Source organism: uncultured Algibacter sp. (assembly GCF_947487605.1).
Lineage (GTDB): Bacteria > Bacteroidota > Bacteroidia > Flavobacteriales > Flavobacteriaceae > Algibacter_D.
In genome coordinates this window covers 126978-141288 of sequence record NZ_CANKXK010000004.1, presented here as the reverse complement: position 1 = coordinate 141288, position 14311 = coordinate 126978, and the positions used below count along the sequence as shown (strand labels likewise).

Below are 14311 nucleotides of genomic sequence, written 5' to 3'. Positions count from 1 at the left end.
TACTCTAAATTTTTTCGGCGATACGTAATTTTGCACTTCTGGCTCTGCTATTAATATTTATTTCTTCTTTGGTTGGCACAATAAGTCCATTAACTTTTTTTAGAGGCACTTCAAAATTTCCAAACATATCTCGCTCTGGCTCTCCTTCAAACAACCCATTTCTAATAAAACGTTTTACCAATCTATCCTCGAGTGAGTGATAGGATATAAAACTTAAGCGCCCACCTTGTTTTAATATTTCTGGCGTTTGTAACAAAAACTCTTTTAAAGCTTCTATCTCTTGATTCACTTCTATTCTTATTGCTTGATAAATTTGTGCTAACACTTTATTCTCATGTCTTGGAGGTAAAAATTTTCTCAAAACAGACTTTAGTTGCTCACTTGTTACTATTGGCTCATTTTCTCTATGCTCAACAATTAATCTTGCCATAGCTGGAGCTGCTCTTAATTCGCCATACTGGAAAAACACATTTTTTAATTGTTCTTCATCATATTCATTAACAACATGAAAAGCCGATAATTTGTTCTGCTGATTCATGCGCATATCTAGATTAGCTTCAAAACGTGTTGAAAAACCACGTTCGGCAACATCGAATTGATGCGACGATACTCCAAAATCTGCAAGAACTCCATCAACCTGCTTTACTCCATGAAATCTTAAAAAACGCTTTACGTATCTAAAATTTTCATTTATTAAAGTAAAGCGATCATCATCTATAGCGTTCTCAATAGCATCTTGATCTTGATCGAAAGCAAACAACTTCCCCGTAGCACTAAGCCGCTTTAGTATTTCTTTACTATGTCCGCCTCCACCAAAAGTCACGTCAACATAAACACCATCAGGTTTGATTTCTAAACCACCAACAGTTTCCTTTAACAATACAGGATTATGATATTCCATAGTCATCATCTTGCCCCATAACTTCTTCGGCTAAATCTGCAAAATCTAATGCCGCATCGCTAATAGCCTGTTCATATAAATCTTTATCCCATATTTCAACAATATTAATTGCTGAAGCCACTACAATGTTTTTCGAAATACTTGCAAACACCGTTAAATCCTTAGGAATTAGTAATCTCCCATTAACATCGACCTCAACCATTTTAACTCCAGCCGTAAAACGACGAATGAAGTCGTTGTTCTTTTTCTTAAACTTATTTAGCTTATTTACTTTTTGCATTAATGCTTGCCACTCATTTAACGGATATAGCTCCAAACACTTTTGAAACACTGAACGACGCAACACAAATCCTTCCTGCAAAACAGGAGATAATTGTTTTTTTAATGCTGCAGGCATCATCAATCGACCTTTAGCATCGACTTTACATTCGTATGTCCCTATTAATGAATCCAATTGGTGTGGTTGACTTTTTGGTATTTAAGTTTCAAATATATCGAAAATTTTACCACATTTTACCACTTTATACCACTTTGTTAATAATTTTTCGTTTAAATGCTGTTTATCGACGATTATTAAAAACCAAAACACCACTAACTACTCATTGTCAATTATTTATACCTTTAAATTTTTGAATATTGTAAATTGTTAACATCTCCATTCATAGCTTTAACCACCAAGATTTATTTAACATAGTTGAAATATGAATGAAATAACTATATTTGTTTTTAACGAAATGACTAACTAATTAATGACGCATCGTTTAAAAGAAGAAAAGAATTACCGCTATATTGAAGTTGGTGAAGGAACACCTATTATTGTTCTGCATGGACTTATGGGAGGGCTTAGTAATTTTGATTCTGTAACAAATTTTTTTAGTACAAAAGGCTATAAAGTTTTAATTCCAGAATTACCAATTTACACTATGTCGTTATTAAAAACTAACGTTAAAAATTTTGCTAAATACCTGCATGACTTTATAGTTTTTAAAGGCTACAAAGAAGTTATTTTACTTGGGAATTCTTTGGGTGGTCATATTGGTTTATATCATACTAAATTATATCCTAAAAGCGTTAAAGCTCTTATAATTACAGGGAGTTCTGGGCTTTACGAAAGCGCAATGGGTGGTGGCTACACGAAACGTAGTGACTACGAAGTTATTAAAAAGAAAGCACAAGATGTGTTTTACGACCCAGCAGTAGCCACAAAAGAAATAGTTGATGAAGTTTACGAAACCGTTAACGACCGGAATAAACTAATAAAAACACTTGCTATTGCTAAAAGTGCCATACGACATAATATGGCTAAGGATTTACCAAAAATGCAAACACCTACCTGTATAATATGGGGTAAAAATGACAATGTAACACCACCTGAGGTAGCGGTAGAATTTAATGAGTTACTTCCAGATTCTGAGTTATTTTGGATTGACAAATGTGGACATGCAGCTATGATGGAGCATCCAGATGAATTCAACCAAATCATGAATTCTTGGTTAGAAAAAAGATCGTTTTAAAACCATTATTCCTAAGGTAGTTTACTCGTAATTCAATAGAAGTTCAATTAAAAACGTTCTCGGCTTCAAGAGAATGACAAAATATGAAAATTAAGTCGGCTGAGTTTATTGTAAGTAATTCTGATGTTGCAAAATGTCCGAAAAGCAGATTACCAGAGTATGCTTTTATAGGGAGAAGTAATGTTGGTAAATCCTCATTAATAAATATGCTAACTAGCCGAAAGAGTTTAGCAAAAACCTCTGGAAGACCCGGAAAAACACAACTTATAAATCACTTTTTAATTAATAAAAATTGGCATTTAGTAGATTTACCTGGTTACGGATATGCAAGAGTTTCAAAAAGTGCTAAAAAAGTGTTTCAAAAATTTATTACTCAATATTTTGCTTTACGAGAACAACTAGTTACTGCCTTTGTTTTAGTAGATATTAGACATAACGCACAACCCATAGATTTAGAATTTATGCAGTGGCTAGGAGAACATGGCATCCCATTTTCTATAATTTTCACAAAAGCTGATAAGCTAAAACCAAAAGCTATTGAAAATCATATTGCAGATTACAAAACAACCCTTTTAGAGACTTGGGAAGAAATGCCCAATTACTTTATTACTTCATCTTCAAATGGTATTGGGAAAGACGATGTACTTCAATATATTGATGGATTGAATGGGAATATGGAGTTAGAATAAATTTAATTTAATGATTATCTTTATTAATTCATAATTGAAGGTTTCAATAAATGCCAAAAACTTCATCTAACAAAACAATCAAACTACCCAAACTTGCTTTAAAGCTATTTTTGCTTACACCACAGTTACCAAGAATTATTAAGTATATAAAAAAGGCTAAATCAATCAACTCAAATAGCAACCAATCTATTGGGAGAATTATTGAATCTAAAGCTATTGAAAAGCCTAATTTAATAGCTCTTAAGTATGAAGAACAGAGTTACACTAATTTAGAATTTAATAAGATTGTTAATAAATATGCGAACTTTCTGCTACAAGAAGGCGTAAAAAGGGATGATATAGTAATCTCTTTTTTAGAAAACAGGCCAGAGCTTTTATTTTTAATTTCTGCTTGTGCAAAAATAGGAGCTATTGCTTCACTTATTAACCCCAACCATCGTGAAAAGACACTGATACATTCGTTAGAGCTAGCAAAATCAAAATACTTTTTTATAGGTGAAGAACTAATTCCATTCTTCGAGAACGTAAAAAATACACTCACAAAACCTCTAGAAAACAAATATTATTGGATTAGTGATAAACAGATAAAAAGTTGCCCCAATAATTACATAAATTTAAAAAACGAACTAGAAAACATAAATGCAGAAAATCCAATTACTACTAAGCACATAAAAGCAAACCAAGTTTATGCCTATGTGTTTACATCCGGTACCACCGGTTTACCCAAAGCTTCGCGACAAACAAATAAAAGGTGGTTAATGACGTATTATTGGTTTGGGAAAGTAAATATGAATCTCAATAAGGATGATGTTATGTATGTTCCGCTTCCTTTTTATCATACCAATGCGCTTATAGTTGGTTGGCCTACTGCCCTAGCAGCTTCTTGTACTATGGTAATGAGAAGAAAATTTTCGGTTAGTCAATTCTGGACAGATGTAAAAAAATATAATGTTTCGGCATTTATTTACATTGGTGAGTTGTGTCGCTATTTGTTGAATGCACCAACTTCTAATTCAGAAAAAAATCATCGAATAAAAAAAATTATGGGAAATGGGCTTAGACCCGATATTTGGGATGAGTTTAAGGATCGCTTTCAAATTAAAAACATATACGAGTTTTATGGTGCTGCCGATGGAAATGTTGGGTTTACCAATACACTTAATTTTGATTCCACTCTTGGGTGGTGCGCGACAAAATTCAAAATTATAAAATATGATATTGAGAATGATTCACCAATTAAAGATTCAAATGGTTTTCTTATTCCAGTAAAAAAAGGAGAGGTTGGTTTATTAATTTCTGAAATAACCGAAACTGCCGTCTTCGAAGGTTATGTTAATAAAAAAAGAAATGAAGATAAAATTCTTTATAATGTTTTTAAGCCTAATGATAAATGGTTTAATAGTGGCGACCTATTACAAGACATGGGATATAGGCATGCAAGGTTTATAGACAGAATTGGAGACACGTTTCGATGGAAAGGAGAAAATGTTGCTACCGCAGAAGTGGAGGGAATTATAAGCCAATTAGACTCAGTTGAAATGTGTGCCGTTTATGGTGTTGAAATACCAAATAACGATGGTAGAGCTGGAATGGCAACTATTGTAGTAAACAATAATTTAGATTTTGATATTGATGCGATGGCGAAACACCTTTACAAAGAACTTCCAAAATATGCAGTTCCAATTTTTATAAGGCTAAAAGAAGAAATTAATTTAACACATACACATAAAATTAAAAAATACGATCTAAAAAAGGAAGGCTTCAACTGTAACGATGTTGTTTACGTAAAGTTACCAAAAAACAAAAACTATGTTTTGATGAACAAAAGTCTTTTAAAAGAGATCCATAAAGGGAATCATATTTTTTAATTTAATTCTAAGGAAAGCAGACAAAGAATAGTTTTAGAAATATAAAAATTAAACAACCCAACAAGATTTTAATAACCTTGCTGGATTAAAACTAAAACTTAATTTAAAGTCTAAGAAACCCTTTCTGGAATATTAATACCATTTCGCAATATCGAAACACCCATAGCTAACAACCAAAGTGACTTAACATGAAATACAGGTTTGTATATTTCGAAATTATCTGGTATAGACAGAATAATTCCCATAGCCACAAAGCCTAACAAAAGTGTAAACCAACCCAACCATTTACCTACTATGTTCCATTTTATAAAACCGTAGCCCAATAAAACCAAACCTACACCTGAAAAAATTCGACCAAAACGCACAAAACAGGTTACATATTGATTAGTAAATAGGATGCCATCCATAAACTCCTGAATTTCATCTGGAGATTTGCCAGCCGTTTGCCCAACACCCCAAGCGCCGTAGTTATAAAAATACGCAGCCGCTATAGCAATAGTAAAAGTCCCAACAATAACCATACCTGCACCAGGAAGCATTAACACGCGATACGGTTTTCTTGCTGTGATAGACACCAATGCAAACATAGAAATTGCCATAGTTACCCATCCAAAAATATGAAAACGATACATCCAAATCCAATACCATAAATCCTCACTAATAACACTAAAATCTGATGCTACAATATATTCTCCTATATGGTGCGGTGAAAGCGCCCATCCTCCCCATAATAATATCGTAGCAACTATAAAGACCCAACCAGTAAATTTTGTTTCAAAATCTTTTTTCATAATATATAGTTTTGCTGTAGTTATGTAAATTACTAACACTATAAACGCTTTCTTGTAACATTAGTTACACAAAGGAAAATTTGTATTAATAATTATATAAAAAATATTATTTTTAATAATAGATTAAACTAATATCCATCAATTTCAAGACAATTTTTTAAACTAACTAATATCATTGTCAGAACTAGACAAATCAACCAATATTAGTTATCAATTAAATTCTTAACTATGTCGCATAGTTACTGTAACATTAGTAACAAACCGAAAGTTTTAGAAATTGTAATTTACACAGATTTTCTTTTAAGAACCTATAATTTAATCATTTTGAAAAGAAGAGATTTTATTAATAAAGCAACATTAAGCTCATTTGCAACACTTATTGGTGCAGACATTATTTTTGGATCAAATTTACTGGAAGGTTACACCCCTGTAGCCATACAAAATCCAGATCCTTTTAAACTATTCAACAAACACAAAGACATGATTGTGTTAAATGATAAACCTTGGAATATTGAAGCACAAGCACACTTACTAGATGACAAAATTACACCAAACTCCTGTATGTTTATTCGAAATAATGGTTTAGTACCCGAAGGTATTGATGCTAAAAAATGGACACTCACCATTGATGGAGAATCGGTTAAAAAAAATAAAACATACACTTTAGCTGAGTTAAAATCAAAATTTAAACAATACACTTATCAATTAACCATTGAATGTGGCGGTAATGGACGAAGTGAGTTCAATCCAACAGCAAAAGGTAATCAATGGACAGTTGGTGCTGTTCATTGTGCTTCCTGGACAGGTGTACGTCTAAGAGATGTTTTAAATGATGCTGGTATTAAAAAAAATGCAGTTTATATAGGTTTTCATGGAGTAGACGTACATTTAAGTCAAGACCCAACTAAAGAACCTATTTCAAGAGGTTGCCCTATGCAAAAAGCGCTTCAAGATGAAACTTTATTAGCATTTAAAATGAACGGCGAAGATATTCCCTTAATACATGGTTACCCTTTACGTTTAGTCGCTGGAGGTTGGCCAGCTTCGGTTTCTGGAAAGTGGGTGAATAGAATTAGCATAAGAGACAAAGTACATGATGGTACAAAAATGACAGGTGATGCTTATAGAATCCCCTGTAATCCTGTTGCACCTGGAGAGAAGGTAAAAGATAAAGACATGTGTATTATCGAATCTATGCCTGTTAAATCGTTAATTACTTATCCAAAATCTGGTGCTATAATAAAAGAAGGTCGCTCTTTAAATATTCGTGGACATGCTTGGGCTGGAGAATTAGAAGTTGCTAAAATGGAATACTCAATAGATTTTGGATCTACTTGGAAATCATGTACAATTGAAAAACCTTCAAACAGGTTGGCATGGCAACACTTTAATGCATCGGTTAGCTTTCCTAAAAAAGGATACTATGAAATATGGGCAAAAGCTACTGATACAAATGAAAAAGCGCAACCTATGCTTTTACCTGGATGGAATCCTAAAGGGTACTTAAATAATGCTTGTCATAGAATTGCTGTAAAAGTAAATTAAATGTCTAAAGAAGAAGGTTACAAAAAACTCATTAAAAAAGTAATTCTATTAATATTTGTACTTTTTAGCCTGTTTTTGTTAACAGGTGGATTGATTGTATATTATACTATTAATCCCAGTTTTTTTAACAATAATACAGAATCTAATATTACAATTAATATCCCTATAGATGAAGATGAAGATAGAATAGAAAATGGTATTCATTTAAGGACTGGATTAATTGACGACGAGGGATTAATGACCGTAGTAAATAATTGTACCAACTGTCATTCATCAAAATTAATTATTCAGAATAGAATGACCACCGAACGCTGGAATACAACTATTAAATGGATGCAAGAAACCCAAAACCTTTGGGATTTAGGAAAAAATCAAGAGGTTATAGTCAATTATTTAGTTACAAATTATCCTCCAAAAGATATAGGCAGAAGAGCGCCTTTACAAAATATAAATTGGTACGAGTTAAAAGAATAAAATTGAAATTAGTTTAATAGTTAAAAAAATAATCATGGAAAAATATTTAGACGCTTTTATTAGTGCTTTCAATGGCACATTAAGTTGGACATGGAAATCAATAATCTTTGAGGTGCCATGGTACACAAATTATTTTTGGGGACTTATCGCAATTTCACTTTTTGTATGGATTTTAGAGATTGCATTTCCATGGAGAAAAGAACAATCTATCATTAGAAAAGACTTCTGGTTAGATGGATTTTATATGTTTTTCAATTTTTTCATCTTCTCAATTGTTATTAGTGGTGTTTACAAAATTCTTGGACTGCTCTTTACAGATATAAATATAACCGTCAAAACTTTTGCGCTGTTTGATATTTCATTATGGCCCATGTGGATCCAATTATTAGTATTCTTTATTATTCTTGATTTTGTACAATGGTTCACTCATGTATTATTACATAAATATCCTTTCTTATGGAAATTCCATAAAGTACACCATAGCGTAAAAGAAATGGGATTTGCAGCTCATTTAAGATACCATTGGATGGAAAATATTCTATATAAGCCACTAAAAACTTTTGGTGTCATGCTAATTGGTGGTTTTGAACCCGAACAAGCTTATATTATTCATTTTATAACCATTGCTATTGGCCATTTAAACCATGCGAATATTAAAATAACATGGGGGCCACTTAAGTATATTTTTAACAACCCTGTAATGCATTTATACCACCATGCCTATGTACTTCCTAAAGGGAAATATGGTGTAAATTATGGCATTAGTTTAAGTCTTTGGGATTATATATTTAAAACAAATTACATTCCTGAAGATAGTGGTACTATAGAAATAGGTTTTAAAGGTGATGACAAATTTCCAAAAAATTTTATTCATCAAAACATGTATGGTTTTAAAAAAGGGCAAAAATAATTTTTATAAAAGATTAGCTTTTTACATCCAAAGCATCCCTTAGGGCATTACCAATAAGCATAAATGCCATTACCAAACTCATAATACAAAGACCTGGAATAATTGCTAGATAAGGTTTTCCAAGAATAATATAATTGTAGTGATCTTTAATCATAGCACCCCAACTTGCCATAGGGGGTTGCGCTCCTATACCTAAGAAGCTAAGTCCACTTTCAATTAAAATTGCTGCTGCAAAATTTGCTGCCGAAATTACAATAACTGGTGCCATTATATTAGGTAAAATATGCTTGGTAATGATTCTAAAATCGTTAAAGCCTAAAGCTCTTGCGGCTGTTACATATTGCATTTCCTTAGCACTTATTATTTGTCCACGCACTACCCTAGCAACCTCAACCCACATAGTTAAACCAACAGCAATAAACACTTGCCAAAACCCCTTACCTAAAGCTAATGTTATGGCTATTACTAGTAATAAAGTTGGAATTGACCACGTAACATTTATAATCCACATAATAAGGGCATCTACTTTTCCACCAAAATATCCAGCTATACTTCCCATAAAAATTCCTATAATCAAAGAAATAAATACCGCAACAAAACCAATAAAGAATGATATTCTAGCACCTACTAAAATACGACTTAACAGATCTCGCCCATATTTATCTGTACCAAAAAGAAACGTTTTATTGTTTATAAATGCTTCATAGTTTCCCTCTGGAAATGATTTTAATGGTATTTGCTTTGAAACACCTTCAAGACCATCAGAAGCATATTCTGTGTAAAATAATTCACTTCCTTGAACTTCAATATTAGAAACAGGGATCTCGGTGTTTGTATTTTTTTCTCCAAAAAACACTTTTAACAAATATGATTGTTCATTGTTAATCTGAGAAGGGATGGTTAACATCTGTACCTTAAACCCAGGTTTTTTAGAATGAATAGACAAATGCATTTGATTGGCATGCATAGAATTGTCGGGTGCTAATACATAAGCAAAGACAGATATAAACCCAACTAGAAGAATAAAGTAAAAACTAAAAACGCCCCAACTGTTCTTTTTGAACTTTTGGAGCGCTAATTGTTTTAGTGAGTGAGATTTATGACTCATATATTTTACTAGTCCTTAACTGAAGAAGCTACTTTTTTTATACCCTGAGACATTCGTAAATCCTCAAGAACATTCAAAGCTTCTTCTATATAAACATCTTGACTAAGGCTTGTATACCAACGCTCACGCTTTTCTTTTAGATCTGTAGTGTCTGATGCGAAAAGCTGCTTTTCGTACTCTAAAGGCTCAAAGGTCAAATTGGTTTTATAATCAGACAAAGCATCAAAACGTTTTGCCTCTTCTTCATTTAAATCTAGCTTCGTCTTGTATTTATTATAGTTTAATGAAAACACGGTATCATCAATTTTACTTTTCACCCATTTAGCGTTTTCTTCAATAAGTTTTAATTGCTCATTACTACTCATACGCTCAGCACTATTTTTAATAGTTTGGTCGTAATCAAAATAATTATCCCATACTGTATAATCGGCTGGATCAATAACATCATAAGGTAGTGGATTATCTTTATCCTTTTCACCTACATCAATAAAACTAAATCGGCCAGGAACTTTTACATCACTTTTAACACCTTCTAATTGTACAGAACCACCATTAATTCTATAATATTTTTGTGTTGTTAAAGCTAATGCTCCTAAATCGCCATTGGAATTGTTTCTTACTAAATTATTAAGATTTAATACATTTTGGACAGTTCCTTTACCATAAGTCTGTTTACTACCAATAACAATAGCTCTTTTATAATCCTGCATTGCAGCTGCCATAATTTCGGAAGCTGAAGCCGATATTTCATTAACTAAAATAACCAAGGGCCCGTCCCATGTAATAGATTTATCTCGATCTTTTAAAACTTCTTTAGATTCTCCTGTAGAACGTACCTGAACAACAGGTCCATCTTTTATAAATAATCCCGCCATATCAACAACTGCTGGTAATGACCCACCACCATTATTACGGAGGTCTAAAACCAAGCCTTCCATTCCTTCTGCCTTCAAGCGTTCTATTTCTAGCTTAACATCTTTAGCAGCATTTAATTTTTTATAATCATTAAAATCTACATAAAACTTAGGTAAATTAATGACTCCAAATTTCTTGTTGTTTTTTTCTACCAATGACGCTTTTGCATAGGTTTCTCCTAGTTCAACAATATCTCGAACAATATCCACATCTTTAATAGTGCCGTCAATTTTTTTAATGGTTAAGGTTACTTTAGTACCCTTTGGCCCTTTAATATATTTTATGGCGTCGTTTATGCGCATGCCAACAATATTAACAGGAAACTCTTCATCCTCTTGTTTAACTTTTAAAATAATGTCTTCTACTTCTAATTCTTTGCTTCTCCAAGCTGGACCACCAGAAATTAATTCTACTATTTTAATATTATCCATACGTTTGGTTAATCTAGCTCCAATTCCTTCAAGTTTTCCTGACATGCGTTGATCGAAATCTTCTTTTCCTTTTGGTGCTAAATAATAGGTGTGTGGGTCGAATTCTTCAACAATTGCATTTACATATATTGCAAACCAATCTTCACGTTTTAAGTCGTCTATATTATCATTAAAATATATATCAATAGATTTAAGGGTAGCCTCACGTGCTTCTTTTTCTATTTCAGTATCGGTTTTTACAACATAAGATGGGTCTCTTTCTTTGGCTCTATTTTCTTCTGTATATACATCGTCGTAGTTTGTTAGTGTAGAAAACTTAAGTTGTTTTCTCCAACGCTCTTTCATTTGCTTTTTATTTTTAACAAACGTCATGTTTTCATAGTTCGTATCGAACTCTTCATCAATAGTATAATCAAATGGGTTTGCTAATACATCGGTATATATTTCTTTAGCTTCTTCAATACGTTTCAACATTCGTTCATGTACTACATTAAAAAATGTGATATCGTGTGCTTTAAGTTGATCGTCTAATGTAAATTTGAATTTTTCGAAATCCTTAATATCCGATTCATAGAAATAACGCTTTACTGGGTCAATAGTTTCAATATAATCTGCATACAAATCGGCTGAAAACTCATCATTCATATCTATAGGATCGAAATGCCCTTGTTGCAACACATACGTTATAACACGAATTAATAATTTATCTTTATCTGGGTCATCAAATGTTTTGGCTGTAAAACTGCATGATGCGAATGCTAATAGCAAGACTAATAACAAAACTTTATAATTCCTCTTCATAATTTTTTTCATCTGTTACTTTTCATATTTCTTAAGAAACAATGCATATTTTCTACTAAAATAAAGAAAAAACTATGCCAATAAAGCTAATTGCTACTAATTTTTTGTTAAACCAAAGAAAATAAGCGTTTGCAGAGTAAATTATGTATTTTAGCGATGCCATAATTACACCAATATGACAAAAAAACCCTTAATTCTGGTTACTAACGACGATGGTATTAATGCTCCAGGCATTCGGACTTTAATAGCCGTTATGAAAACGATTGGTGATGTTGTGGTGGTTGCTCCAGATAGTCCTCAAAGCGGCATGGGACATGCCATAACTTTAGATTCTACTCTTTATGTCGAACAAGTAAATTATAAGCATGGGGCTTTAAAAGAATACAGTTGCTCTGGTACTCCAGCAGATTGTGTAAAACTTGCTATTAGAGAATTATTAGATAGAAAACCCGATTTATGTGTTTCGGGTATTAACCATGGGTCAAATTCATCTATAAATGTTATTTATTCTGGCACCATGAGTGCTGCTCTTGAAGCAGGCATCGAAGGTATTCCCGCCATTGGTTTTTCTTTACTTAATTATAAATGGCAGGCTAATTTTGAGGCATGCGAATCTTTTGTTAAGACCATAACCGAAAATGTATTGAAACAAGGATTACCAAATGGGATTGTACTTAACGTTAATATCCCAGATATTCCTAAAAAAGAAATAAAAGGCATTAAGGTTTGTAGACAGGCAAAAGCTAATTGGGTTGAAGAGTTTGACAAACGCGTAAATCCACAAGGAAAAGATTATTATTGGCTTTCTGGAAAATTTGTTAATTTAGATGGTGGCAAGGACACCGATGAATGGGCGTTAGAAAATGGCTATGTTTCATTGGTTCCTGTTCAGTTTGATTTAACAGCACACGGCGTAATTAAAGAATTGAAAAATTGGGATTTATAAAGATTTAGTATAAATGAAAAAAGAAATATTTGTTGGTGTATTTGTTGGTTTTATTGCCAATGCTATCGGTCTGTTTTTAGCTGCAACATTGTTGGGACAGGGAGATGATTTTTTAAAAGTTATCGAAGCTGCATCTAATGAAGGTTTTCTAGGAAAACTAATAAGTCTTGGCGCTATACTAAACCTTATTGCTTTTTTTGTTTTTATTAAAAAGAAGCAAGATTATCGAGCAAGAGGCGTTCTGTTAATTACTGTTTTTATTGCTGTTTTTACATTTGTTTTTAAACTCTTCTAAATGAAGTATTATATCATTGCTGGAGAAGCATCTGGCGATTTACATGGCTCAAACCTTATGAAAGCTTTACAGAAAGAAGATGTAAACGCTAATTTCAGGTTTTGGGGTGGTGATTTAATGCATGCTGTTGGGGGCGCACTCGTAAAACACTATAAAGAGCGTTCTTTTATGGGTTTTATAGAAGTGATTATGAATCTTTCAAAGATTTTTAAAGATATTTCTCTTTGCAAACAAGACATTGAAAGCTTTTCTCCCGATGTCTTGATTTTTATTGATAACTCTGGATTTAATTTGCGTATTGCCAAGTGGGCAAAACAAAAAGGCTATAAAACAAATTACTATATTTCTCCACAGGTTTGGGCATCTCGTGCTAAAAGGGTGCATGCAATAAAAAGAGATATTGATGCTATGTATGTAATTTTACCTTTTGAAAAAGAATTTTATAAAAGTAAATTTAATTACGATGTTACCTTTGTTGGACACCCCTTAATTGATGCCATAGCAGATAGGACTCAAGTTGATGAATTTGAATTTAGAAATGATTATTTACTTAACGACAAACCCATAATTGCCCTTTTACCTGGCAGCCGAAAACAAGAAATAAAAAAAACCCTTTCGGTCATGTTAAGTTTGGTTGATGATTACCCTAATTATCAATTTGTTATTGCAGGGGCACCGAGTCAAGAATATGAATTTTACAAAACATTTATAAATAAACAGAATATTAGATTTGTACCTAACAAAACCTACGACTTGCTAAGTGTTTCTTCGGCAGCTATAGTAACATCTGGTACTGCAACTTTAGAAACCGCTTTATTTAAAGTACCTCAGGTTGTTTGTTATAAAGGGAGTAATATTTCGTACCAAATTGCTAAACGCATTATCACCTTAAAATATATCTCTTTAGTAAACTTAATAATGGATAAGAAGGTAGTTACCGAGCTCATCCAAAATGACTTTAACACCAAGCAACTAAAAAACGAACTAGACATTATTCTAGACCCTTACGAGCGTACAAAATTCTTTATAAATTATTATGAATTAGAAAAAAAACTTGGCGGAAAAGGTGCTAGTAAAAAAACTGCTCGTTTAATTTTTAACTCTCTTCGAGATTAACTTAACA

The 14311-nt window shown here is 32.4% G+C and carries 14 protein-coding genes; 9 read left to right on the top strand and 5 right to left on the bottom strand.

The genetic code is table 11. The annotated features are described in order from the left end of the window. Positions 1–4 precede the first annotated feature (4 nt). Together rsmH and mraZ are read right to left on the bottom strand one after the other, a co-directional pair. The gene (gene rsmH, locus Q0739_RS06120) at positions 5–901 is read right to left on the bottom strand and encodes a 16S rRNA (cytosine(1402)-N(4))-methyltransferase RsmH (protein WP_298237825.1); all 897 of its coding nucleotides are present in this window, start codon (positions 899–901) and stop codon (positions 5–7) included. Further along, on the bottom strand, positions 888–1355 hold the full coding sequence (mraZ, locus tag Q0739_RS06115; RefSeq protein ID WP_298237824.1) for a division/cell wall cluster transcriptional repressor MraZ: 468 nt from the start codon (positions 1353–1355) through the stop codon (positions 888–890). The genes rsmH and mraZ overlap by 14 nt, the downstream gene beginning before the upstream one ends. Before the next feature lie 295 nt (positions 1356–1650). Here mraZ and Q0739_RS06110 point away from each other — a divergent pair, with 295 nt between their 5' ends. From Q0739_RS06110 to Q0739_RS06100, 3 genes are all read left to right on the top strand, one after another. Continuing rightward, positions 1651–2415 carry an alpha/beta hydrolase gene (locus Q0739_RS06110; protein ID WP_298237823.1) on the top strand — a complete coding sequence of 255 codons (765 nt, stop codon included), beginning with the start codon at positions 1651–1653 and terminating at the stop codon, positions 2413–2415. Between the two features lie 83 nt (positions 2416–2498). After that, positions 2499–3104, top strand: coding sequence for a ribosome biogenesis GTP-binding protein YihA/YsxC (gene yihA / locus Q0739_RS06105; RefSeq protein ID WP_298237822.1), 606 nt, complete (start codon positions 2499–2501; stop codon positions 3102–3104). 50 nt (positions 3105–3154) lie between these two features. Continuing rightward, the gene (locus Q0739_RS06100; RefSeq protein WP_298237821.1) at positions 3155–4972 is read left to right on the top strand and encodes a long-chain-acyl-CoA synthetase; all 1818 of its coding nucleotides are present in this window, start codon (positions 3155–3157) and stop codon (positions 4970–4972) included. Between the two features lie 110 nt (positions 4973–5082). Here Q0739_RS06100 and Q0739_RS06095 read toward each other — a convergent pair whose 3' ends face one another. Next, a complete protein-coding gene (locus Q0739_RS06095; protein WP_298237820.1) occupies positions 5083–5763 on the bottom strand; it encodes a hypothetical protein in 681 nt (226 codons plus the stop codon). Between the two features lie 324 nt (positions 5764–6087). Here Q0739_RS06095 and Q0739_RS06090 point away from each other — a divergent pair, with 324 nt between their 5' ends. Genes Q0739_RS06090 through Q0739_RS06080 form a run of 3 tightly spaced genes read left to right on the top strand, consistent with a single transcriptional unit; the run spans position 6088 to position 8692 of the window. Then, entirely contained in the window at positions 6088–7308 is a 1221-nt protein-coding gene (locus tag Q0739_RS06090; RefSeq protein WP_298237974.1) for a sulfite oxidase, read from the top strand. Next, complete coding sequence (locus Q0739_RS06085) at positions 7309–7782, top strand: monoheme cytochrome C (RefSeq protein ID WP_298237819.1); 474 nt, start codon at positions 7309–7311, stop codon at positions 7780–7782. 34 nt (positions 7783–7816) lie between these two features. Then, positions 7817–8692: a sterol desaturase family protein gene (locus Q0739_RS06080; protein ID WP_298237818.1), complete on the top strand. Its 876-nt coding sequence runs from the start codon at positions 7817–7819 to the stop codon at positions 8690–8692. A gap of 13 nt (positions 8693–8705) precedes the next feature. Here the strand turns inward: Q0739_RS06080 and Q0739_RS06075 are convergent, their stop codons facing one another. Both Q0739_RS06075 and Q0739_RS06070 read right to left on the bottom strand, forming a co-directional pair. Beyond that, complete coding sequence (locus Q0739_RS06075) at positions 8706–9800, bottom strand: ABC transporter permease (RefSeq protein WP_298237817.1); 1095 nt, start codon at positions 9798–9800, stop codon at positions 8706–8708. Positions 9801–9808: 8 nt separating this feature from the next. Beyond that, positions 9809–11947, bottom strand: coding sequence for a carboxy terminal-processing peptidase (locus tag Q0739_RS06070; protein WP_298237973.1), 2139 nt, complete (start codon positions 11945–11947; stop codon positions 9809–9811). A 175-nt stretch (positions 11948–12122) separates the two neighbouring features. On the opposite strand from Q0739_RS06070, the gene surE reads away from it, so the two are divergent. Genes surE through lpxB form a run of 3 tightly spaced genes read left to right on the top strand, consistent with a single transcriptional unit; the run spans position 12123 to position 14304 of the window. Beyond that, positions 12123–12893: a 5'/3'-nucleotidase SurE gene (gene surE / locus Q0739_RS06065; protein WP_298237816.1), complete on the top strand. Its 771-nt coding sequence runs from the start codon at positions 12123–12125 to the stop codon at positions 12891–12893. A gap of 13 nt (positions 12894–12906) precedes the next feature. Continuing rightward, positions 12907–13188 carry a hypothetical protein gene (locus tag Q0739_RS06060; protein ID WP_298237815.1) on the top strand — a complete coding sequence of 94 codons (282 nt, stop codon included), beginning with the start codon at positions 12907–12909 and terminating at the stop codon, positions 13186–13188. Further along, positions 13189–14304: a lipid-A-disaccharide synthase gene (gene lpxB, locus Q0739_RS06055; RefSeq protein ID WP_298237814.1), complete on the top strand. Its 1116-nt coding sequence runs from the start codon at positions 13189–13191 to the stop codon at positions 14302–14304. Positions 14305–14311: the final 7 nt, after the last annotated feature.